This window comes from Kitasatospora sp. NPDC049258, from assembly GCF_040678895.1.
GTDB lineage: Bacteria > Actinomycetota > Actinomycetes > Streptomycetales > Streptomycetaceae > Kitasatospora.
On the sequence record NZ_JBFAQT010000026.1, the window covers coordinates 20,440 to 41,664 of the forward strand.

A 21,225-nucleotide genomic window follows, 5' to 3' on the forward strand; every position below is an offset into this window, starting at 1 on the left:
CCCGGGGCCCATCTCCGGGCTCCGCCCCGCGGCCCCGGGCCGTTCGCACCGCGGCGGCCGGCCCGGCGGGCACCGGCTACGGTTTGTGGGTGAACGTGCCCGTGAACGACGAAGACCTGCCGCTCATCCCGCCCACCCGGGCCGCCGACCTGCTCGCCCCGGCGGCCGACGGGGGCGGGGCCCCCGTGCCCGAGGAGGCGCTGCGGACGGTGCTGGCCCTGCTGGAGCTGAGCGGGGCCCGGATGCACGACGGCTTCCCCGAGCTGAACTCGGCGCTGCTGGAGCAACTGCTCTACGAGCGGCTGTACCTGTACGTGCAGCCGGCCGGGGAGCCGGCCGCGTACGGCGCGGCGGTGCTGGCGCTGATCGAGCACCAGCGGGCCGCGCGGCGGCTGAACGCGAAGCGCCACGAGCGGCTGCGGGAGGAGGCCGAGTGGCAGGGCGAGGTGCTGTGCGGGCTGCTGCGGCGGGCCGATCTGGTGACCTGGCCCCGGCTGTACACCCTGCTGCTGCGGGCGGACGGCGTGGACACGGCCGACCTCGACGCCGTGCGCGACTGGCTGGACGGCTTCCGGGAGCTGTCGGCGGAGCAGCGGCTGGCGGCGTACGCGGCGGTACCGGGGCTGGAGCCGGAGGAGCGGGACGGCGGCTGGGGCCCGACCCGGCTGCTGATGATCGGGATGGCCACGGACGGCGCGCGCCTGCTGCTGGAGCAGGGCCTGATGCAGCGCAGTTACCGGAACCTGGCCGAGCTGACGGCGCTCGGCCGGCCGATGCCGCCGGAGCTGGCCGGGGACTTCGAGGGCTTCGAGGCGGCGGTCGGCGTCGAGGCGCTGCGGCTGTACGGGCACTGGACGGTGCCCGGGCTGCCGGCGCTGCTGGTCGAGGAGTATCCGGACCTGGCGCCGGAGCCGGGCACCGAGGAGATCGAGGCGTACCTGGCGGAGCGGGAATCGGAGCCGGAGCCGGAGCCGGAGGACGAGCCCGGGCCGGAGGACGAGCCCGGGCCGGAAGACGAGCCCGGGCCGGAGGACGGCGTTACGGGTTGAGGCCGTGCGCCTGCAGCCAGCCGAGCGGGTCGACCGGGGCGCCGCCGCCGGGGCGGACCTCCAGGTGCAGGTGGGGCGCGGTCACGTTGCCGGTGGCGCCGACCGCGCCGAGCAGGGTGCCGGGGGCGACCTCGCCGCCGGCGGTGGCGATCCGGGCGAGGTGGCAGTACCAGATCTCGGTGCCGTCGGGCAGCGTCTGGATGACCCGGTAGCCGTAGGCGCCGGACCAGCCGGCCGAGGTCACGGTGCCGGCGGCGACCGCGCCGACCGGGGTGCCGGTCGGGGCGGCGAAGTCGACGCCGGTGTGCAGGTGCGCCCAGAGCGAGCCGGTCTGCCCGTGGTGCGCGCTCAGCGTGTAGGCCGCGACGGGCAGGGCCAGGGCGGCGGGGCGTGGCGCGGCCTGCCGGTCGGCCCGCTTGGCCTCGGCCTCCTGGGCGGCGGCGAGCCGGGCGCTCTCCTCGACCGAGGTGGGCTGCCCGTCGGCCTGCTGCTGGATCCGGGCGGCGAGGGCCAGGCCGGGGTCGGCGGCGGGCGCGGCCCCGGTGGTCCGGTCGGTGGTGTCGGGGGCGACGACGGGCGCCGTCGGGGCCGCGTGGGCCTGGCCGGCGGCGGCGAAGCCGGTGGCGCCGAGGGCGGCGGTCATCGCGGTGACGCCGAGCAGCGGGGCGCCGCTCCTGGCCTGACGGGGCATCCGGTGCCGGGCGCCGTCGGCGCCGTGGTCCACCGGGTGGTGCTGCTCCACCGGGTGGTCGAGCAGCTGGGTGCCTGCGGCCGGGGCCTGGAGCGGGTGCGTCGACGCCACTGAGGCGTGCTCCTTTCCTTCCTTCTCGCCGACCGGGTTAGCTGACGGGTTCGGAGCAGGAAGGTCTCCTACGGCCGGGTTCGGGGCCCGGCCGATTCACCCCAAGGAACGTGGTTCCCCGGCTCCCCGGGCCCACCGGTGAAGGCGTGCCCGCGGATTGAGCGATGGCGCGCGGTGCCGTCTGGGTACGGCGTTGCGTACCGCGCTGCGTTATCGAAAGTTAATCCTATGAGCCCCATGATTCCAAGCGCCTAGGCCGAGACTTTGGCGGCCCGCTGGGGCCCCCGGGGCGGTTCGGCCGGATCGGCGGGCCCGGCGGTGACGGACCGCGACCGGGCGGATGAGTATCCGTACTCATGTGTCCGGAAGGGGAGTTGGAGACCCTTCCGGCATGAGCGCAAAGATGCAGACCAGAACCACGGCCGCGTACTACGCCCAGGCCGTCCTCTCCTTCGCCCTCGCCAGCTCGGCCCTCGCGATCGGCATCGCCTATCTCCCGGTGAACGCCTGGATGCGGGGGTTCCTCGCGGTCGGCCTGCTCTACGAGATCACCTCGGCGTTCACGCTGGCCAAGGTGATCCGGGACCGGCAGGAGGCCGACGAGCTGACCAGCCGGGTGGACCAGGCCCGGCTGGACAAGCTGCTCGCGGAGCACGACCCGTTCCGGGTGGAGGGCGCCTGAGCCGGGCCGGCATCGCGGTCCGGGTTGGGACAGGCCCTAGCGGTCCTCGGCGGCGGCCTTCGCCTTCTTGGCGGCGAAGGTCTCACCGGCGATCGACCAGTGGGTCGGCGGGATCTCCTCGACCGCGACCCAGATCTTCTCCGGATCCACCCCGGTGATCCCCGCGTAGGCCTCGGTGAGCGCGCGGACGATCTGCGCGTTCTGCTCCTCGCTCCGGCCGGACAGCTGCTTGACGTTGATGAAGGGCACGACGACTCCTGCCGCTCGCACGGGCACTGGGGACCGGGGACTGCGGTCCGACCGCACGCTACCCCAGGGCCTGCGGCGCCCCGTCCGGGGCACCCCTTGACAGCTAAGGCTATTAGCCGTAGCTTTATGGCTATGGGAGCCCACCGGATCGGCCGGGCACCCGCCAGGAGCCCAGGAGGCAGCGATGAACGAGCCAGTGATGCACAGCGCCAGCACCCGGTACGTCACCGTGCCCGGCGGCCGGATCGCCTTCGACGACTCGGCCACCGGCACCGCGGCGCAGCCCGCCGGCCACCCCGTCGTCCTGCTCCCCGGGATGCTCGACAAGCGCGCCGCCTACCGGTACCTGCGCCCGCTGCTGACCGCCGCCGGCCACCGGGTGATCACCATGGACCTGCGCGGGCTCGGCGAGTCCTCGACCGGCTTCACCGACCACTCGCCGGCCGCGATCGCCGAGGACGTGCTCGCGCTCCTCGACCACCTGGGCATCGACCGGGCCGTCCTGGTCGGCAACTCCTACACCGGCGCCAGCGTGGTCAAGGCGGCCGGCGACCGGCCCGAGCGGGTGGCCGGCATCGTGCTGATCGACGCCTTCGTCGAGAACCTTCCGCCGAACGCCTTCCAGAAGCTGCTGGTCAAGACGCTCGGCAGCGCCGTGGTGCACTTCCCCGCGCTGTGGGGCGCGGCGCAGAAGCTCTACTTCCCCACCGCCCGCCCGGCCGACTTCGACGCGTACCGGGCCGCCCTGGTCGCGATGCTCCGCGAGCCGGCCCGCCGGGCGGCCGTCCGCGGGTACGTCGCGGGCGACTCGGCCCCGGTCGGCTGGACGGCCGCGGTCGGCTGCCCGGCACTGGTGGTCATGGGCGCCAAGGACCCCGACTTCCCGAAGCCGGAACGGGTGGCCGACCGCCAGGCGGCCGCGCTGAAGGCCCGCAAGGTGATGATCGACGGCGGCGGCCACTACCCGATGGCGGAGTTCCCGCAGGCCACCGCCGATGCCCTGCTCCCCTTCCTGGCCGAGGTCGCCTGATGCCCCGGGCCGGACTCACCCCCGCCGCCGTCGTGGGCCACGCCCTGGCCCTGCTCGACGACCAGGGCGGCGAGGCCCTCACCCTCGCCGCGGTCGCCGCCCGGGCCACGGTGGCCACCCCCTCCCTCTACAAGCACGTCCCCGGCGGGCTGGCCGAACTGCGCCGGCTGATCGCCGTCCGGGTCACCGAGGAACTGGCCGACCGGCTGACCGCCGCGGTGCTCGGGCTCAGCACGGACGAGGCCGTGGCGGCGCTGCTGTCGGCGTACCTGGAGTACGCCCTGCAGTACCCCGAGCGGTACGCGGCGCTGCCGCAGTCCCCCACGCCGGCCGACCCCGAGCTGGTGGCCGCGGGCGAGCGGCTGGTCGAGGTGATCATGGCGATCCTGCGCGGGTACGGCCTGACGGGCTCGGAGGCGGTGCACGCGACCCGGACCGTCCGGGCGATGGCGCACGGGTTCGCCTCGCTGACCACCGGCGGGGGCTTCCGGCGCGCGGAGGACCTGGCGGTCACCCGGCAGCGGCTGACCGGGGTGCTGACCGCGGGGCTGCGCAACTGGCCGGGGCGGTCCTGACCCCACCCGTGTCCTGCGGGCCCCGGTCGGCGTTGGGCAGGATATGAAGAAGCGAAGCATGCTCGCCGTCGCCTCCCTCGCCGTCGGTGTGGTGGCCTCCCTGACCGCCCCCAGCGCGCACGCGGCCCCGGCCGGCGACCGCGGCCTGGTGCCGGACGCCGTCACCGCCCCCGACGTACCCGTCGACCTGCTCGGCACGGTCTCCGGCGGCAGCCCCGACCTGGACGGCCTGAACGCCCTGCCGGGGCAGCTCCCGGCCTGATCCGCCGCACACCGCCAGGGCCACCCGGGCCGCCGGGTGGCCCTCGTGCTGTCCGGCTCCGTCCTCCTGTTCCGCTTCCGCCTGCGCCCGACCGGAGTTGACCGGCACTTGACCTCGGACGACCGGTTGCCGGTATAGGTTCGGGTGAGTTTCGAGACCGTTCCGTCACAGTCCCCGGGTGACACTGGCTGGTACCCGAACGTCTCCTGCGGTTCGGGGGGAACCGGCCGGTCCGCGCCCGCCTCGGCGGCGGCGCGACACCGGCATCACGGAGGACGTGGACAGATGACCCAGACCGTGCAGCCCGACCGGACCGCCACCGGCCTCCTCCCCGCCCAGCGCGGCGCCCACCACCCGGCCCCCGGCCACCCCGAGGTCACCGTCCGCGGCCACCTCGGCCGGGCCTTCGCCGTGGTCCGGGGCCTGCGGGCGCTGCGCCCCGTCCCGGCCCGCCCGCAGGAGCCGTACGGCGAGTCCGACGGGCAGTAGCCACCCGTCCCGGCCGCGGAGGCGGTCGGCGCAACCAGCCGGGCACGCAGGACGTCCATAAGATGTTCACACCAGGCAAGGGCGGTTCGACGAGCGGAAGGGCCGGGTAGCCTCGATGGACCTCACCTCGTCCCGCCCCGCCACCCGTACCGAGCTGCGCTGCGTCCGGTTGGTGCTGCGCTGCACCAGCGCCGCCGAACTGCTCGCCACCGTGCTCGCCGAGGGCCCGACCTGGATCACCGGGGAGGGCTCGGCCCTCTACCTGCTGGACTCCGACGGGATGCTCCGGCTGGCCGCCTCGCACGGGCTGCCCGCCTGGGCGCACGAGCGCTACAGCCTGGTCGACCCGGCCGGCGACCTGCCGGCCGCACTGGCCCTGCGCCGCCGCGAGACCGTCCTGCTCAGCCCCGAGCGGACCCGGGCCGACTACCCGGGGACCAATGTCGGACGCGGCACCGGGCTGGTCGCGCTGGCCGTCATGCCGCTGGTGGTGGACGGCCTCCCGCTCGGCGCACTGGCGCTGGCACTGGCCCACCGCGGCACCGTGCCCAAGCGCGAGATCGAGACCCTGGAGACCATCGCCGAGGCCTGCGCCCACCGGCTCTCCCACCTGATCGACCACGTCCAGGCCGCCGGGCCGGTGCCCGAGGGGATCCGGACCGAGCCGTACCAGGGTGACCAGCCGCTGCTCTCGCTGGCCGTCCGGGCGGCCGGGGCGGGCGCCTTCGAGCGCGATCTGGTCACCGGTGAGACCGCCTGGGACAGCCGGGCCTACCAGGTGCTCGGGCTGACCCCGCCGACCGACCGGGGCACCTCGCCCGCCCCGGACCTGAGCCTGGTGGTGCACCCGGAGGACCTGCCCGACCTGCAGGCCGGGATCGCCGACGCGCTGGCGGCGGGCGGCCCGTACCGGCTCGGCTACCGGGTGGTGCGCGCCGACGGCGGCATCACCTTGGTGGACGAGGCGGGCGAGGTGATGCTCGACCTGCACGGCCGCCCGGTGCGCATCGCCGGCCTGCTGACCGGCCGGGACCGGCCGGACCACACCGACCGGCCGGCCCGGCCCGGGGGCGACCCGGCGCCCGCCTCGCCCAAGGCCGAGGCCAGGGCCTCGCTGCTGCTCTCGCTCACCCGGGCGCTCTCCCGGGCGATCACCGTCCGGGACGTCACCACCACCCTGACCGACATAGCCAGGCCGGCCCTCGGCGCGGCCGGCGTGGTGCTGGACCTGGTCGACGAGGGGCGGCTTCTGCCGGTCTCCCCGGCCGTCTTCGGCGGCCCGTACCGCAGCGAGCTGAACCGGCTGCACGAGCTGTCGGTCGGCGTGATGGAGCACGCGCTGGCCCGGGCCACCCCGCTGTTCAGCGAGGCCCGCGAGCCCCGGCCCGGCGGGAGCCGGCCGGCCCCCTCCGCCTGGGCCGTGCTGCCGCTGGTCGCCTCCGGGCGGCAGGTCGGCTCCTGCCTGATCACCTTCGACACCGGCCGGGCCTTCAGCCGCGCGGACCGCACCATGTACTCGGCCTTCGCCGGCATCCTCGCCCAGTCGCTGGAGCGGGCCCGGCTCTACGACATCCACCACCACCGGGCCACCGAGCTGCAGCGCGCGATGCTGCCGCGCAGCCTGCCGCAGGTGGCCGGGATCAGCTCGGCCGCCCGCTACCTGCCCGGCACCGAGGGCATGCAGATCGGCGGCGACTGGTACGACCTGCTGAGGCTGCCGGGCGGCCGGGTCGGCCTGGTGATCGGCGACGTCCAGGGCCACAACGCGGAGGCCAGCGCGGTGATGGGCCAGCTCCGCAGCGGGCTGCGGGCGTACGCCACCGACGGCCACGACCCGGCCGCCACGCTGGCGCGGACCAGCCGGCTGCTGGCCGAGCTGGACACCGAGCTGTTCGCCACCTGCCTGTACCTGACCCTCGACCCGGCCACCGGCACCCTGCGCGGCGCCCGGGCCGGCCACCCGCCGCCGATCCGGATCGCCGGCGGCCGGGCCGCCGAACTGGAGCTGCCCGGCGGCCCGCCGCTCGGCGTCGACCCGCACTGGGCCTACGAGTTGGCCGGGCACGACCTCGCACCCGGGGAGACCCTGCTGGTCTACACCGACGGCCTGGTCGAGGACCGCGACGAGGACTACGACGACTCGGTGCGGCGGATGCTGGGCAGCCTGGAACTGTGGGCCCGGCAGGCCGCCGGCCCGGGCCCCAACGGCTTCGACCCCGATCTGGAGCGGCTCGCCGAGCTGCTCACCCTGAACGTGACCGAGCGCGACTCGCGACCGGACGACGTCGCACTGCTCCTGCTGCACCGCAGGGCGGCCGGCGAGGAGGAGTAGTTCCGGCTGTCCGTCACCGGCCGGCGGACCACCCCGGCGCCGGGAACGACCAGCATCGATGTGTCCACGACAGCATGTTGGGAAATCGTTGAAGCTGTGAAACTTTGACTGAATCAGTTCAATTGACGATCGATCGGTTCACACGAACATAGGATCATCGCCCTAGAATTCGCCGCGTGACGATGACTCAGTGGTGCGGAGCAGCAGCCGGCGTCCTCGCCGTTCTCGCGTTGGTGGCAGCCGCGAGGTTGCGAGCCGTCACCGTCACCCTGCGCGGCCGGCTGGCCGGGCAGGAGCAGGAACTCGACCGCCTGCGCGCCGCCCTGGCGGACGAACTGGCCCGGCGCACCGCCGAGAACGCGGCGGTGCAGCAGGAGCAGGACCTCAACTCGGCCACCCGGCGGGCCTTCCTGAGCGTGGCCCGGCGGATCCTGGTGATGGCGCACGACCAGCAGGCCGGCCTGGACGAGATGGAGCGCACCCACGACGACCCCGCGCTGCTCGACGGGCTGCTCAAGGCCGACCACGCGGCGGCCCAACAGGCCCGGCTGGCCCAGACGCTGGCGGTGCTCTGCGGTGCGCGGGCCGGGCGGCACTGGCCCGAGCCGGTCGCCCTGGAGGACGTGGTGCGCGGCGCGCAGTCCCGGATCCTGCCGTTCCAGCGGGTGGTGGTCCGCAGCCGGCTGGAGACCGCGGTGGTCGGCGCCGCCGCCGAGGCGCTGATCCACGCGGTGGCCGAGCTGCTGGACAACGCGACCCGCTACTCGCCGCCCTCCACCCAGGTGTTCGTCACGCTGATGTCGGTGCACAACGGCGCCGTCGTGGAGATCGACGACTGCGGCGTCGGCATGCCCGAGCACGCGGTGGAGAAGGCCGCCGCCGCGCTCGCCGGCGGCGGCTCGCTGGAGGTCTCCCGGCTGGGCGAGGTACCGCAGTTGGGCCTGGCCGCGGTCGGCCGGCTGGCCGAGCAGTACGGCTTCCGGGTCACGCTCAGCTCGGCGCCCTCGCCCTACGGCGGCGTGCGGGTGGTGGTGCTGCTGCCCAACGTGCTGCTCACCGAGCCGCTGCCGACCGTGCTGCCGCCGTCCGCGAGCAGCGCGCCGGCGCTGCCGCCCGGGCCGCCGTCGCGGGTCCCGACCCAGCCCCGCACCAGCGCCGGCACCAGCGCCGGCACCGCGCCGGGCCGCGCCGGCACCGCACAGCCCCGCAGCACCGCCGCGGCGCGGGCGGCCGGCACCCCGCCGACCGGCGAGCTCCCCCGGCGGGCCAACCGCCGGAGCACCGGGCCGGCGAAGGCGCCGGCCACCGACCAGGCGCCGGCCACGGCCGGGGAGCGGACCACCGACCAGGTGGCGACCCGCTCCGCGGACCAGGCCCAGGCCTTCATGGCGATGTTCCAGGCCGGCACCGCGAGCGGTCGCTCGGCCGCCCGCGAGGGCCTGCCCTCGGACGCTCCCGACCCGTCGACCGGACCGGCCGACCCGGCCGGTGACTCCCCCCAACTCCCCCAGCGCTCCGGAGACTTCGATGACCACCAATCCTGATCTCGGCTGGCTGCTCTCGGACATCGTGGCCGTGCCCGACGTCCGGCACGCCGTCGTGGTGTCCAACGACGGCCTGGAGATCGGCCGCAGCGAGCAGATCGGCCGGGACGACGCCGAGCGGCTGGCCGCCGCCTGCTCCGGTCTGCAGTCCCTGGCCCGCGGGGTGGCCCAGGGCTTCGGCGGCCGCGGCAGCAGCACCCGCCAGATCGTGGTCGAGTACGGCGGCGGCTACCTGTTCGTGGTGGCGGCCGGGGCCGGCGCGCACCTGGCGGTGGTGACCGGCGAGGCGGTGGACGCCGGGCTGGTCGCGTACCAGATGCAGGTGCTGGTGGAGCGGATCGGCACCCACCTGACCAGCCCGCCCCGGTTCGAGCAGGCGGCCGGGGAAGCCCGGTGAGCGGGCCGGTCCGGCCGTATGTGATCACCGGTGGCCGCAGCCGGCCCGGTCGGCCGGCCCTCGCCATCGAGAGCCTGGTCAGCGCGGTGCCGGCGGCCGCCCTCGACCCGGACCTGCTGCCCGGGGACACGCTCAACCGGGAGCACCAGCGGATCCTGACGCTCTGCCGCGACCTGCTGTCGGTGGCCGAGATCGCCGCCTACCTCGGCCTGCCGGTCAGCGTGGTGCGGGTGCTGGTCGACGACCTGTGGGACCTGGGCGCCGTCCAGGTCCGCCCGCCCGCGCCGCAGGCCGACCTCCTGCCCACCACACTCCTAGAGGAAGTGCTCGTTGGCCTCCGCCAGCTCCGCTGACACCGCGGGCCCGCCCGCCGGGCCGTCCTACCTGCCGGCCACCGTGCAGGGTGCGGTCAAGATCCTGGTCACCGGTCCCTTCGGGGTCGGCAAGACCACCCTGGTCGGGGCGCTGAGCGAGATCGCGCCGCTGCGCACCGAGGAGGTGATGACCTCAGCCGGTGCCGAGGTGGACGACCTGACCGGCCGCCCGGACAAGACCACCACCACGGTGGCGATGGACTTCGGCCGGATCACGCTCAACCCGCAGCTCGCGCTGTACCTCTTCGGGACGCCCGGGCAGCAGCGGTTCTGGCCGCTGTGGGACGACCTCTCGCGCGGCGCGCTCGGTGCGATCGCCCTGGTCGACACCCGCCGCCTCGACGAGAGCTTCGACGTGCTGGGGCAGTTGGAGGAGCAGCGGATCCCGTTCGCGGTGGCCGTGAACGTCTTCCCCGACACCCCCGAGCACCCGGAGGACGACCTGCGGGCGGCGCTCGACCTGCTGCCCGAGGTGCCGATCCTGCGCTGCGACGCCCGGGACCGGCAGGCCGCCTACGACGTGCTGATCGACTTCGTGGACCATCTGCTCTCCACCGCCGCACTGGAGCTCCAGCGATGACGACTCCCCAGCCCGAGGCCGCCGTGCCGCCGCCCGGCTGTCCGATGCACCGGGGCACCGGCGCGGCCGGCCCCGCCGCGCAGCTGTACGGGGCCGCGGTCGCGGACGACCCGCACGGCCTGTACGCCCGGCTGCGCGAGCAGCACGGGCCGGTCGCGCCGATCGAGCTGGAGCCGGGGGTGGAGGCCTGGCTGGTGCTGGGCTACCCCGAGCTCCTCGAACTGACCCGCAACGAGCAGCTGTTCTCCAAGGATTCGCGGCGCTGGCGGGTGCCGGCCGAGGGCCGGCTGAAGTCCGACTCCCGGCTGCTGCCGATGACCGCCTGGCGGCCCACCCTGCTCAGCCTGGACGGGGCCGAGCACCAGCGGCTGCGCGGCGCGGTGGCGCAGACCCTGGGGCGGATCGACCAGCGGCAGCTGCGCGAGACCACCGAGGCCGCCGCCAACGCGCTGATCGACAGCTGGGGCCCGGACGGCACCGCCGACCTGATCGCCCAGTACGCGCGCCGGCTGCCGCTCCTGGTCTTCACCCAACTGCTGGGCCTGCCGCCCGAGATGGGGCCGCATCTGATCGAGCTGATCAGCCACTTCGTGGACAGCAGCGAGAAGTCGGTCCGGGCCAACGCGGAGTTCCAGGAGATCCTGACCGACCTGGTCCGCCGCAGCCGGGCCGAGCCGGGCGCGGACCTGACCTCCTGGCTGCTGGCCCACCGGGCGCAGCTGACCGACGAGGAGGCGCTGCACCACCTGGTGGTGATCCTGGTCGCGGGGAACGAGACCACGATCAACTGGACCGGCAACACGCTGCGGCTGCTGCTCACCGACCGCCGGTTCCGCTCGACCCTGACCGGCGGGCGGCTGACCGTGGCGGACGCGCTGGAGGAGGTGCTCTGGCGGGATCCGCCGACGCAGAACTTCCCCGGCCGCTGGGCCACCGGCGACACCGTGCTCGGCGGCCAGTACATCAGCGCCGGGGACATGCTGGTGCTCGGGCTGGCCGCCGCCAACGCCGATCCCGCGGTGCACGCCGGGGACGGCATCGCCGGCAACCGGGCGCACCTGGCCTGGGGGGCGGGGCGGCACGTCTGTCCGGCCCAGCAGCCGGCCCGGCTGATCGTCGAGACCGCGCTGGAAACCCTGCTGCACCGGCTGCCGGACCTCCAGCTCGCGGTGCCCGCACACGAGTTGAGCTGGCGGCAGTCCCCGTGGTCGCGCGCGCTGGTGTCGCTGCCGGTGCTGTACAGCGCCTTCACCCCGCCCCGAAGCCCCGCTCCCGAAAGGCCGTCATGGACACTTCCGACACCCTCGCCCCGGTCCGACTCGACGCCTTCGGAGGGGACCAGCACGGGGAGAACGGCCGACTCCGGGCGGCAGGCCCTGCGGTCCTGGTGGAACTCCCTGGCGGGGTGGTGGTCTGGGCGATAGCCCACCACGACACGCTGCAGGAGCTGCTGGCCGATCCCCGGGTGGGCAAGAACCCGCAGCTGTGGAACACCTTCCGGGAGGGGCGGCTGCCCAAGGGCTGGCCGCTGCTGAACTTCGTCACCGTGCCGGGCATGATCACCGTGGACGGCGCCGACCACCGGCGGCTGCGCGGTCTGGTCACCCAGGCCTTCACCCCGCGCCGGATCGCCGAGCTGGCGCCTGCCGTGGAGGCCCGCAGCAACCGGCTGCTGGACGCGGTGGCCGCCCTGGAGGGCGAGTTCGACCTGCGCGAGCACTTCGCGTACCCGCTGCCGATGCAGGTGATCGGCGAGCTGCTCGGGCTCGCGGTGGAGCAGCAGGACCGGCTGCACGAGCTGTCCGACACGCTGGTCAGCAGCTCGGCGACACCACAGGCGGCGCTGGCGGCGCAGCAGGGGCTGTTCGCCCTGCTGGGCTCGGTGGTCGCGGCCAAGCGGGCCGAGCCGGGTGACGACCTGACCACCGACCTGATCGCGGCCCGGGCGGCGGACGACCGGCTGACCGAGCAGGAGCTGGTCGGCACGCTGCTGCTGATGCTGGTGGCCGGGCACGAGACCACGCTGAACCTGATCACCAACGCGGTGCGCGCCCTGCTGACCCACCCGGAGCAGCTGGCGCTGGTGCTGTCGGGCGAGCAGCCGTGGTCCGCGGTGGTCGAGGAGACGCTGCGCTACGACTCCCCGGTCGGGCAGTTCCCGCTGCGGTACGCGGTGGAGGACATCGAGGTCGGTGCGGTGCTGATCCGGCGCGGGGAGGCGCTGCTGGCCTCGTACGCGTCGGCCGGGCGGGACGAGGGGCACTACCCGGACGCGGACCGCTTCGATCTGACCCGGCAGCCGGTCAAGCACCTGTCGCTGGGCCACGGGCCGCACTTCTGCCTGGGGGCGGGGCTGGCCCGGCTGGAGGCGGAGACGGCGCTGCGTGGGCTGTTCACCCGCTTCCCGGGGCTGGCCCTCGCCGAGGGCGGGCCGGCGCCGGAGCCGATCGCCTCGTTCGTCAGCAACAGCGTGCGCACCCTGCCCGTACGGACGCGCTGACGCTCCGGGGCAGCAACCATCCGGGGCGGGGCTCGTTGGGGAGGGCATGAGAGAGATCCCGGCGCTCGCCGCACTGTCCCTCGCCGCTCTCGCGGCGGCCGCCGCCCCCGCGCAGGCGGAGCAGGTCCGCGACTACGCGCAGGGGGCGACGGCGGCCGAGGTGTGCCACCAGGAGCTGGCCCAGTACCCGGTGGTGGGGTCTGCGGCGGAGCGCACCACCGGGGTGTGCGGGACGCTCGGGCGGGTGCTGGACCGGCCGCCGGTGTCGGTGGCCTGAGCCTGAGCCCGCTCAGTCCTCGAACAGGGCGTTCATCTCGTCGAAGCCGAGGCCGTCCGCCAGGGCCAGGTAGCCGCCGTCCGTGTACACCTCGCGGGCGGCCCGGCGGACCGCGGCGTAGGCGGCCTTGGCGAGGCCGGGGCCGAGGCTGATCCGGCCGACGCCGAGGGCGGCGAGTTCGGCGACGGTCGGGGCGCCGGGGCCGGCCAGCACGTTCAGCGGGACGGGCAGGGCCCGGGCGAGGGCGGCGACGGTGGCCGGATCGGTGACGCCGGGGACGAAGATTCCGTCGGCGCCCGCCGCGACGAAGGCCCGGGCCCGGGTGAGGGCCTCGTCCAGACGGTCGGCGGGGTCGCCGACGCCGAGCAGGAAGACGTCGGTGCGGGCGTTGAGGAACAGCGGGATGCCCGCGGCGTCGGCGGCCCGGCGGGCGGCGGCGATCCGCTCGGCCGCGTCGGCCACCGGCCGCAGCGGGCCGGGGCCGGACCAGCTGTCCTCCAGGTTGACGCCGACGGCGCCGGTGGCGAGCAGCTCGGTGACGGTGTCGGCGACGCCGGCCGGGGTGTCCGCGAAGCCGTGCTCCAGGTCGGCGGTGACCGGCAGGTCGACGGCGCCGGCGATCAGCGCGGTCTGGGCCAGTGCCCGGGCCTTGTCGAGCCGGTGCCCGTCGGGCACGCCGAGGGTCCAGGAGACGCTGGCGCTGGCGGTGGCGATCGCCGGGGCGCCGGCGTCGGCCACCAGGCGGGCGCTCGCGGCGTCCCAGACGTTGGCCAGCACGAGTGGTGCGCCGGGGCGGTGCAGGGTGTGCAGGAGTTCGGCCTTGTGGTGCTGCGTGGTCATGGTGACAGCCTGTCGGTCGCTGGGGGTCGCCGTCCGGCGGAAATCGGACCTGGACCCGGCGGGGCCCCCGATCGGTGCCGGGGGCCGGCCGGGTGGGTGGGTCAGGCCTGGCGGGGGGCCGGGCTCAGCCGGGTGGCGATGGCGATCCGGTTCCAGGAGTTGATGGCGATGATCAGCGCGATCAGCTGGGCCAGTTCCTGCTGGTCGAACTGCTTGGCGGCCTCGTCGTAGACCGCGTCCGGGACGTGCCCCTCGGTCACCAGGGTGACGGCCTCGGTGAGCGCCAGTGCGGCGCGCTCGCGGGCGGTGAACCACGGGGTCTCGCGCCAGGCCGGCAGCGAGTACAGCCGGTGCTCCTGCTCACCGAGCTTGCGGGCGTCCGTGGTGTGCATGTCGAGGCAGAAGGCGCAGCCGTTGATCTGCGAGGCGCGAATCTTCACCAGTTCGGCGACGATCGGGTCGACGCCGAGGTTGGCGGCCCGGTCCAGCTTGATCATCGAGCGGTAGAACTCGGCGGCCTGCTCGGGCATCGACAGGCGCTGGACGGGGGCCGGGACGAGCGCGTCGGGGCTGGTGGCGGTGGTGGCGGCAGTGTTCTCGTTCGTCGTCATGGCTCTACCCTAGGTGCCCGATGGCCCGGTGCTGTGGTTCATTTGACCCATGGAATCCTGGGCCACTTTCGGTGGCGACCTGCATCTCGACCTGTCCGCCGGGCGGGCCCGCGGGCTCGGCCTGCGGGCCGCCCTGGAGGACGCGCTGCGCTCGGCCGTCCGGGACGGGCGGCTGGCCGCCGGCACCCGGCTGCTCTCCTCCCGAGCGCTGGCGGCCGACCTGGGGATCGCGCGCAACACCGTCGCGGAGGCGTACACCCAGCTCAGCGCCGAGGGCTGGCTGACCTCCCGGCAGGGCTCGGGCACGGTGGTGGCCGAGCGCGGCGCCCCGCAGCCGGCCGCACCGCCGCCCGGGGTCCGGCCCGAGCCCGCGGTGCGGCACAACCTGATGCCGGGCAGCCCCGACCTGTCCCGGTTCCCGCGCTCGGCGTGGCTGGCCGCGACCCGGCGGGCGCTGGCCACCGCCCCGCACGAGGCCTTCGGGCTCGGCGACCCGCGCGGCCGGATCGAGCTGCGCCGGGCGCTGGCCGACTATCTGGCCCGGGTCCGGGGCGTGCGCACCGACCCGGAGCGGCTGCTGGTCTGCTCCGGGTACACCCAGGGCCTGGGGCTGGTCTGCCGGGCGCTGTACGAGCAGGGTGTGCGGACGCTGGCGGTGGAGGAGTACGGGCTGCCGCCGCAGCGCGCGGTGGTGGACGCGGTCGGCCTGGCCACCGTGCCGCTGCCGCTGGACGAGGGCGGCGCCCGCACCGAGGCGCTGCTCGGCTCGGCGGCGGGGGCGGCGGTGCTCACCCCGGCGCACCAGTTCCCGACCGGGGTGGCGCTGCGGGCGACCCGGCGGGCGACCGCGGTGGCCTGGGCGCGGGCCACCGGGGGCGTGCTGGTCGAGGACGACTACGACGGCGAGTTCCGCTACGACCGCCAGCCGCTGGGCGCGATGCAGGCGCTGGATCCGGAGCGGGTGGTGTACGCGGGGACGGCGGCCAAGAGCCTGGCCCCGGGGCTGCGGCTCGGCTGGCTGGCCCTGCCGGCCGCCCTGGTGGAGCCGGTGATGCGGCAGAAGCGGCTGGCCGACGGGCAGTCGGGCGCCCTGGAGCAGCTCGCCCTGGCCGAGTTGATCACCTCCGGCGACTACGACCGGCACATCCGGCGCAGCCGGCTGCAGTACCGGCGCCGGCGCGACCGGTTGATCGAGGTGCTGGCCGAGCGGGCCCCCGAGGTCCGGGTGACCGGCCTGTCGGCGGGCCTGAACGCCGTCCTGGAGCTGCCGCCGGGCTCGTTGAGCGAGCCGGAACTGCTCCGGCAGGCGCGATGGTTGGGCATCTCGCTGAGCGTCAAGTCCTGGTGCAGGTCACCCGCCGCGCCGGCGGTGCCGGACGCCCCCTCGGCCCTGGTGGTCGGGTACGGGACGCCGTCCGACCGGGCCTTCCCGGCGGCGCTGGACGCGCTGTGCACGCTGGTGCGGCTGTGAGCGGCTGTGAGGGGCCGCGCGCGGTCGTGAGCGGCTGTGGGCGGCTGTGGGTGCCTGCGAGCGGCCGGCGATGAGCGGGCCGCGGCCGACCTGACAGTCTCGGCGGCGGCGGGAATTCCCGTGCGGGGGTGGGGCCTTGGGATGGTTCCCGGGCCGGGTGGCCCGGTGGGACGAGAGGGGATCACCATGGCAGTCGCCGTCATCGGCACCGGAAAGATCGGCTCCACCCTGGCCCGGGCGTTCGGCGCCGCGGGCCTGGAGACGGTGCTCGGCTCACGGGATCCGGGCGCCGTGGCCGACGCCCCGGTCAAGGTCGTCACGGTGGCCGAGGCGCTGGCCGGTGCCGACACCGTGGTCCTGGCCCAACCGGGCACCGCCGTCGACGAGTTCCTCGCCGAGCACGGCCCGGCGCTGGACGGCCGGCTGGTGGTCGACGCGGCCAACCGGCTGGCCGCCCCGGTGCAGAACAGTGCCGCCGAGGTGGCCGAGCGGGCCCCCGGCGCCCGGTACGCCCGGGCGTTCAGCAGCCAAGGCGTCGAGGTGTTCGCGGACCCGCTGATCGGCGGGACGGCCTCGGACCACCTGTTCTCGGCGGCCGAGGAGGACCGCGCGGCGGTCGAGGAGCTGATCTCGGCGGTCGGCCTGCGGCCGGTCTACCTCGGCCCGGACCAGTACGAGCTGGTGGACCGGGCGCTGTGGATCTGGTTCCGGCTGGCGGTGGCACAGGGGCACGGCCGGCACTCGGGCTTCCGGCTGCTCACCGATTCCGACGCGCCCGGCTCCGACGCCCGGGACTGAGCGGGGCCGAGCGGGGCCGAGCGGGGCCGAGCGGGCGGCGCCGGTCAGCGGCCGCGGTTGCCGATCTCGAACAGCAGGATCACGAAGCCCGCGAAGGCGTGGGTGGCCGCCATGTAGATGGTGGCGCGGATCCAGACCCGGCGGTCGGTGCGCCGTCCGGCGTCGGTGGTGAGCTTGGACATGGCCTTACCTCTCTGGTGGGCTCAGGTGGGTCGGGCGGGTTCGGGCGGTGTCAGAGCCGGGGCGGGTCGCCGAGGCAGAGTTCGCCGACCGGGGCCTGCAACAGGGTGTGCAGGAAGAGCAGTTCGACCCCGTCCGGGGAATCGGCGGCGATGCAGTGCGGGGTGAGCGAGTCGAAGTGGGCGCTGTCCCCCTCCGCCAGCAGGTGGACGCTCTCGCCGAGGGTCAGCCGCAGCCGGCCGCGGGTGACGTACAGCCACTCCTCCCCGGGGTGCACCCGCACCACGGCGTCCTGCAGGCTCGGCGGGACCTGGACGTGCAGCGCCTGCATCGCCCGGCCCGGGGCGCCGGCCCGGCGGTAGCCCCAGCCGCCGGCCCGGCCGGGCTCGATGGCGGCGCCGCGGATCACCGGGTCTGCGTCGCCGGGCTGCTCGCCGAGCAGCCCGGCGACGCTGGTCCCGTACGCGCGCGCCAGCCCGAGCAGGACCGGCAGCGAGGGCTGGCGCTGCCCGCTCTCCAGCCGTGACACGTAAGCTGGGGACAGGCCCACCCGGGCGGCGGCCGCCTCCAGGGTGAGCCGGCCGGCCAGCCGGTGCTCGCGCAGTCGGGCGCCGAGGCCCGCGACCTCCGGGTCTTCTGTCATGCGTCCAGTGCACACCCGGCGATGCCCCTGAGGCAAGAAACTTGCCCCAGAGGCAAACCTGGCCACCACGCACCTCGCGGCACCACGGCTTCCCCGCGCCTCCGGTGGCGCACGCCCCCTGGCGCCGCGCGCGCTACGGCCGGGGGATGTTGCGCAGGTTGCTGCGGGCCAGGTCGATCATCCGGCCGACGCCGCCGGACAGCACGGTCCGCCCGGCGGCCAGCGCGAAGCCCTTGAGCTGGGCGGCGGTGATGTGCGGCGGGATGGACAGCGCGTTGGGATCGGTCACCACGTCGAGCAGGGCGGGGCCGGGGCGCTCCAGCGCCTCCCGCAGGGCGTCCGCCACGGCGGCCGGGTCGGTGACCCGCTTGGCCGGGATGCCGCAGGCCCGGGCGATCGCCGCGTAGTCCACGTCGCCGTTGTCGGTCTCCGTCTCCGGATAGCCGCTGACCAGCATCTCCAGCTTGATCATGCCCAGGGCGCCGTTGTTGAAGACCACCGTCTTCACCGGCAGCCGGTGCTTGGCCACCGTGAGCAGCTCGCCGAGCAGCATGCCGATCCCGCCGTCACCGGAGAGCGAGACCACCTGCCGCCCGGGGAAGGCGAGTTGCGCGCCGATCGCGTGCGGCAGCGCGTTCGCCATCGAGCCGTGCAGGAAGGAGCCGATCACCCGGCGCCGCCCGTTCGGGGTCAGGTAGCGGGCGGCCCAGACGTTGTTCATGCCGGTGTCGACGGTGAACACCGCGTCCTCGGCGGCCAGTTCGTCCAGCACCGCGGCCACGTACTCGGGGTGGATCGGCCGGTGGTGCTCGATGTCCCTGGTGTAGGCGCCGACCACCTTCTCCAGCGCCTTGACGTGCCGGTCCAGCATCGTGTCCAGGAAGGTGCGGTCCGGCTTCTGCTCCAGCAGCGGCAGCACCGCCCGCAGGGTGGCCGCCACGTCGCCGTGCACCGCCAGCTCCAGCGGGGTCCGCCGGCCGAGCCGGGTCGCGTCGTGGTCCACCTGCACGGTGCGGGCCTGCGGCAGGAAGGAGTCGTACGGGAAGTCGGTGCCCAGCAGCAGGACCAGCTCGGCCTCCTGCAGAGCCTCGTGGCAGGCGCCGTAGCCGAGCAGGCCGCTCATCCCCACGTCGTACGGGTTGTCGTACTGGATCCACTCCTTGCCCCGCAGCGAGTGCCCGATCGGGGCGTGCACGGTCGCCGCCAGCTTCATCACCTCCTCGTGCGCGCCCCGGGTGCCCGCGCCGGCGAACACCGCCACCGTGGCGGCCCGGTTGAGCGCCTCGGCCAGCGCCCGGACCTGGGCCCAGGGCGGGGCGGCGACCGCCTGCTCGGTGAGGAAGGTGCCCCGGCCGGTGGGCCCGGCGGCGGGCAGCGCCGCGATGTCGCCGGGGAAGACCAGCACGGAGACCCCGGGGGCGCCGAGCGCGTGCTGCACCGCGACCCGCAGCAGCCGGGGCAGCTGCGCCGGGGTGGAGACCAGCTCGCAGAAGGTGCTGCAGTCGGTGAACACCCGCTCCGGGTGGGTCTCCTGGAAGAAGCCGGTGCCGATCTGCCCGGACGGGATGTGGGAGGCCAGCGCCAGCACCGGCACCCCGCTGCGCTGGGCGTCGTAGAGGCCCTGGATCAGGTGGGTGTTGCCGGGCCCGCAGGAGCCGGCGCAGACCGCGAGCCGGCCGGTCAGTTCGGCCTCGGCCGCCGCGGCGAAGGCGCCCGCCTCCTCGTTTCGCACGTGCACCCAGGCGATGCCCTCGGCCCGCCGGATCGCGTCCACCACCGGGTTGAGGCTGTCGCCCACCACGCCGTAGACCCGCTCCACGCCGGCCTGCCGGAGCACCTCCACCATCTGCTCGGCCACACTGCCCACGGGGTACCTCGTCTCGGCTCGGCTCGTCGCGGCCCGGCGGCCGGATCCCTTCAGGACCATGCCTAGCACGACGAACCGGACAAAGTGCCCATACCCGGCCGTTCCGGATGGCGGCGGGCCCGCCCGCGCACTTCCGCACCCGGCGGGCGGGCCCTCGTCAGGACGTCAGCCGTGGAAGGCCGCCGTCCCGTTCGGGGTGCCGAGGCCGGTCGGGCCGTCGTAGCCCGCACCCGCCTTGCACAGGTAGGCCGGCGAGCAACTGCCGTTGGAGCCGGTGGTCACGTCGAACAGCGAGCCGGTGTGGGCGTACGCGAAGGAGGCCGGGCTGCTGCCCGCGGACGGGGCGCCGCCGAGCGCGTACACGCCCGCGATGATCGGCGCGGAGGCGCTGGTGCCGCCGTAGACCGCCCAGCCGCTGCCGCCGTAGGTCTGGTAGACCGCCACCCCGGTGGCCGGGTCGGCGACCGCGGCCACGTCGGCTATGGTCCGCCGGGCGCAGCCGGTGTCCTTCTGCCAGCTGGGCTTGGCGTCGTAGGCCGAGCAGCCGGAGCCGCCGCCCTCCGAGGAGCTGGTGAGCCAGACCGACTCGCTCCAGCCGCGGCTGCTGGAGTCCCGCTTGAGCGCGGTGCCGCCGACCGCGGTGACGTACCGCGAGGCGGCGGGGTACTGCGCGCCGTACGCGGAGTCGCCCGAGGAGACGGTGATGGCCACGCCCGGGTGGTTGAAGTAGGAGCTGTCGTAGGAGGTGTCGGCGGAGGACTCGCCGCCGCCGTAGCTGTTGGAGACGAACTTGGCACCCAGCCGGACCGCGGTGTTGACGCTCGTTCCGAGGTTGGCCATGGTGGCGCTCTTGGCCTCGACCAGGATGATCTTCGCCTTGGGGGCGATCGCCGAGACCATGTCGAGGTCGAGCGAGATCTCGCCGGCCCAGCCGCTGTTCTTGGCCGGGTAGCTGGTGCCGCCGTTCTGGTCCACCTTCTTGAAGCAGCCGTTGGCGGTGGTGCAGGCCGGCAGGCCGTACTGGCTGCGGTAGACGCCCAGGTCCGCCTCGGCGGCCGGGTCGTCGTAGGCGTCCACGATGGCGATCGTCAGACCGGCGCCGCCGCCCGCCGGCAGCTTGTAGGCGCCGAGCAGGTCGCTCGGGCCGAAGCCGGCCGGCAGCAGGCCCGGGGAGACGCCCTGCGCCCGCACCGGCTCGGCGGTGCTGGTGACCCTGAGCGCGTGGCAGGCCATGGTGTCGCCCTTGGCCAGGGTGGCGCAGGAGCGGACCCAGGAGGTCGCACCCTGGGAGTAGGTGGTGGGGGTGGCGGCGGCGCCGGCGGGCGCGGCGGCGGCGAACGCGGACAGCGCGAGCGCCGCGGTGCCGGCGGCGGCCAGGACGGACCGACGGGTGCGGGGCGTGGGGGTGCGCAACGGACTGCCTCCTGTGGCTGGGTCGACCGGGGGCCGTGCGGAACCGGCCGCGCGCGGGCTGGGTGGTCCGGGGCGCGGCGGGGCGGGCGGGAAGCGGCGGGACGGTTCGGGGCCGCCGCTTCGCACCGGGCAGGACAGGGGAACTGACGCCGACGCTAGACGGACATGCTCACGTCGAACAACGGTCCGTCAGAAAATTGGACGAGCCCTTTACCGCCGGTTGGCGACGGTAAAGGGCTCGGGGGAAGGTCCGGTTCGGC

24 protein-coding genes and 1 riboswitch are annotated in these 21,225 nt (G+C 75.1%); of the genes, 16 read left to right on the top strand and 8 right to left on the bottom strand.

Features of this window, described 5'->3' with window-relative positions; translation table 11 throughout:
• Window positions 1-89: 89 nt before the first annotated feature.
• Entirely contained in the window at window positions 90-1,049 is a 960-nt protein-coding gene (locus AB0K43_RS21600) for a hypothetical protein (RefSeq protein ID WP_363642090.1), read from the top strand.
• Here the strand turns inward: AB0K43_RS21600 and AB0K43_RS21605 are convergent.
• Window positions 1,039-1,851, bottom strand: a complete 813-nt coding sequence (locus AB0K43_RS21605) for a M23 family metallopeptidase (protein ID WP_363642092.1) — start codon at window positions 1,849-1,851, stop codon at window positions 1,039-1,041. The two genes, AB0K43_RS21600 and AB0K43_RS21605, sit on opposite strands and share 11 nt — an antisense overlap.
• Window positions 1,852-1,862: 11 nt before the next feature.
• Window positions 1,863-2,008, bottom strand: a riboswitch (cyclic di-AMP (ydaO/yuaA leader).
• Window positions 2,009-2,242: 234 nt separating this feature from the next.
• Between AB0K43_RS21605 and AB0K43_RS21610 the strand changes: the two genes are divergently transcribed.
• Window positions 2,243-2,533 (top strand): YiaA/YiaB family inner membrane protein, encoded by a 291-nt coding sequence (locus AB0K43_RS21610; RefSeq protein ID WP_363642094.1) that lies wholly within the window; start codon window positions 2,243-2,245, stop codon window positions 2,531-2,533.
• Window positions 2,534-2,569: 36 nt separating this feature from the next.
• Here AB0K43_RS21610 and AB0K43_RS21615 read toward each other — a convergent pair whose 3' ends face one another.
• On the bottom strand, window positions 2,570-2,782 hold the full coding sequence (locus AB0K43_RS21615) for a 4-oxalocrotonate tautomerase family protein (RefSeq protein WP_363642096.1): 213 nt from the start codon (window positions 2,780-2,782) through the stop codon (window positions 2,570-2,572).
• Between the two features lie 184 nt (window positions 2,783-2,966).
• Here AB0K43_RS21615 and AB0K43_RS21620 point away from each other — a divergent pair, with 184 nt between their 5' ends.
• From AB0K43_RS21620 to AB0K43_RS21675, 12 genes are all read left to right on the top strand, one after another.
• Complete coding sequence (locus AB0K43_RS21620; RefSeq protein WP_363642098.1) at window positions 2,967-3,812, top strand: alpha/beta hydrolase; 846 nt, start codon at window positions 2,967-2,969, stop codon at window positions 3,810-3,812.
• Complete coding sequence (locus AB0K43_RS21625) at window positions 3,812-4,387, top strand: TetR-like C-terminal domain-containing protein (RefSeq protein WP_363642100.1); 576 nt, start codon at window positions 3,812-3,814, stop codon at window positions 4,385-4,387. Before AB0K43_RS21620 ends, AB0K43_RS21625 begins: the two co-directional genes overlap by 1 nt.
• A gap of 43 nt (window positions 4,388-4,430) precedes the next feature.
• Window positions 4,431-4,649 (top strand): hypothetical protein, encoded by a 219-nt coding sequence (locus AB0K43_RS21630; RefSeq protein WP_363642102.1) that lies wholly within the window; start codon window positions 4,431-4,433, stop codon window positions 4,647-4,649.
• Between the two features lie 285 nt (window positions 4,650-4,934).
• Window positions 4,935-5,138 carry a hypothetical protein gene (locus tag AB0K43_RS21635; RefSeq protein ID WP_363642104.1) on the top strand — a complete coding sequence of 68 codons (204 nt, stop codon included), beginning with the start codon at window positions 4,935-4,937 and terminating at the stop codon, window positions 5,136-5,138.
• Window positions 5,139-5,253: 115 nt separating this feature from the next.
• Window positions 5,254-7,470, top strand: coding sequence for a SpoIIE family protein phosphatase (locus AB0K43_RS21640; RefSeq protein ID WP_363642105.1), 2,217 nt, complete (start codon window positions 5,254-5,256; stop codon window positions 7,468-7,470).
• Window positions 7,471-7,652: 182 nt separating this feature from the next.
• Window positions 7,653-9,014 (top strand): ATP-binding protein, encoded by a 1,362-nt coding sequence (locus tag AB0K43_RS21645; protein WP_363642226.1) that lies wholly within the window; start codon window positions 7,653-7,655, stop codon window positions 9,012-9,014.
• Window positions 8,998-9,411: a roadblock/LC7 domain-containing protein gene (locus tag AB0K43_RS21650; protein WP_363642106.1), complete on the top strand. Its 414-nt coding sequence runs from the start codon at window positions 8,998-9,000 to the stop codon at window positions 9,409-9,411. Before AB0K43_RS21645 ends, AB0K43_RS21650 begins: the two co-directional genes overlap by 17 nt.
• On the top strand, window positions 9,408-9,764 hold the full coding sequence (locus tag AB0K43_RS21655; protein WP_363642108.1) for a DUF742 domain-containing protein: 357 nt from the start codon (window positions 9,408-9,410) through the stop codon (window positions 9,762-9,764). Before AB0K43_RS21650 ends, AB0K43_RS21655 begins: the two co-directional genes overlap by 4 nt.
• Window positions 9,742-10,365 carry an ATP/GTP-binding protein gene (locus AB0K43_RS21660; protein ID WP_363642110.1) on the top strand — a complete coding sequence of 208 codons (624 nt, stop codon included), beginning with the start codon at window positions 9,742-9,744 and terminating at the stop codon, window positions 10,363-10,365. The genes AB0K43_RS21655 and AB0K43_RS21660 overlap by 23 nt, the downstream gene beginning before the upstream one ends.
• A complete protein-coding gene (locus tag AB0K43_RS21665) occupies window positions 10,362-11,789 on the top strand; it encodes a cytochrome P450 (protein ID WP_363642112.1) in 1,428 nt (475 codons plus the stop codon). The genes AB0K43_RS21660 and AB0K43_RS21665 overlap by 4 nt, the downstream gene beginning before the upstream one ends.
• A complete protein-coding gene (locus AB0K43_RS21670) occupies window positions 11,753-12,865 on the top strand; it encodes a cytochrome P450 (protein WP_363642114.1) in 1,113 nt (370 codons plus the stop codon). Before AB0K43_RS21665 ends, AB0K43_RS21670 begins: the two co-directional genes overlap by 37 nt.
• A gap of 46 nt (window positions 12,866-12,911) precedes the next feature.
• Window positions 12,912-13,142 (top strand): hypothetical protein, encoded by a 231-nt coding sequence (locus tag AB0K43_RS21675; RefSeq protein WP_363642116.1) that lies wholly within the window; start codon window positions 12,912-12,914, stop codon window positions 13,140-13,142.
• A gap of 12 nt (window positions 13,143-13,154) precedes the next feature.
• Here the strand turns inward: AB0K43_RS21675 and AB0K43_RS21680 are convergent, their stop codons facing one another.
• Complete coding sequence (locus AB0K43_RS21680; protein ID WP_363642118.1) at window positions 13,155-13,982, bottom strand: isocitrate lyase/phosphoenolpyruvate mutase family protein; 828 nt, start codon at window positions 13,980-13,982, stop codon at window positions 13,155-13,157.
• A gap of 101 nt (window positions 13,983-14,083) precedes the next feature.
• Window positions 14,084-14,593 carry a carboxymuconolactone decarboxylase family protein gene (locus tag AB0K43_RS21685; protein WP_363642120.1) on the bottom strand — a complete coding sequence of 170 codons (510 nt, stop codon included), beginning with the start codon at window positions 14,591-14,593 and terminating at the stop codon, window positions 14,084-14,086.
• A 49-nt stretch (window positions 14,594-14,642) separates the two neighbouring features.
• On the opposite strand from AB0K43_RS21685, the gene AB0K43_RS21690 reads away from it, so the two are divergent.
• Both AB0K43_RS21690 and AB0K43_RS21695 read left to right on the top strand, forming a co-directional pair.
• Window positions 14,643-16,064, top strand: coding sequence for a PLP-dependent aminotransferase family protein (locus tag AB0K43_RS21690; protein ID WP_363642122.1), 1,422 nt, complete (start codon window positions 14,643-14,645; stop codon window positions 16,062-16,064).
• 186 nt (window positions 16,065-16,250) lie between these two features.
• Window positions 16,251-16,862, top strand: a complete 612-nt coding sequence (locus AB0K43_RS21695; RefSeq protein WP_363642124.1) for an NAD(P)-binding domain-containing protein — start codon at window positions 16,251-16,253, stop codon at window positions 16,860-16,862.
• A gap of 44 nt (window positions 16,863-16,906) precedes the next feature.
• Here AB0K43_RS21695 and AB0K43_RS21700 read toward each other — a convergent pair whose 3' ends face one another.
• The 4 genes from AB0K43_RS21700 to AB0K43_RS21715 all read right to left on the bottom strand — a co-directional run bounded on the left by AB0K43_RS21700 (window position 16,907) and on the right by AB0K43_RS21715 (window position 20,965).
• On the bottom strand, window positions 16,907-17,044 hold the full coding sequence (locus tag AB0K43_RS21700; protein ID WP_363642126.1) for a DUF6126 family protein: 138 nt from the start codon (window positions 17,042-17,044) through the stop codon (window positions 16,907-16,909).
• Window positions 17,045-17,094: 50 nt separating this feature from the next.
• Complete coding sequence (locus AB0K43_RS21705) at window positions 17,095-17,685, bottom strand: XRE family transcriptional regulator (RefSeq protein WP_363642128.1); 591 nt, start codon at window positions 17,683-17,685, stop codon at window positions 17,095-17,097.
• 133 nt (window positions 17,686-17,818) lie between these two features.
• A complete protein-coding gene (locus AB0K43_RS21710) occupies window positions 17,819-19,552 on the bottom strand; it encodes a pyruvate dehydrogenase (RefSeq protein WP_363642130.1) in 1,734 nt (577 codons plus the stop codon).
• Between the two features lie 165 nt (window positions 19,553-19,717).
• Window positions 19,718-20,965 carry a peptidase S8 gene (locus AB0K43_RS21715; protein ID WP_363642132.1) on the bottom strand — a complete coding sequence of 416 codons (1,248 nt, stop codon included), beginning with the start codon at window positions 20,963-20,965 and terminating at the stop codon, window positions 19,718-19,720.
• Window positions 20,966-21,225 lie beyond the last annotated feature (260 nt).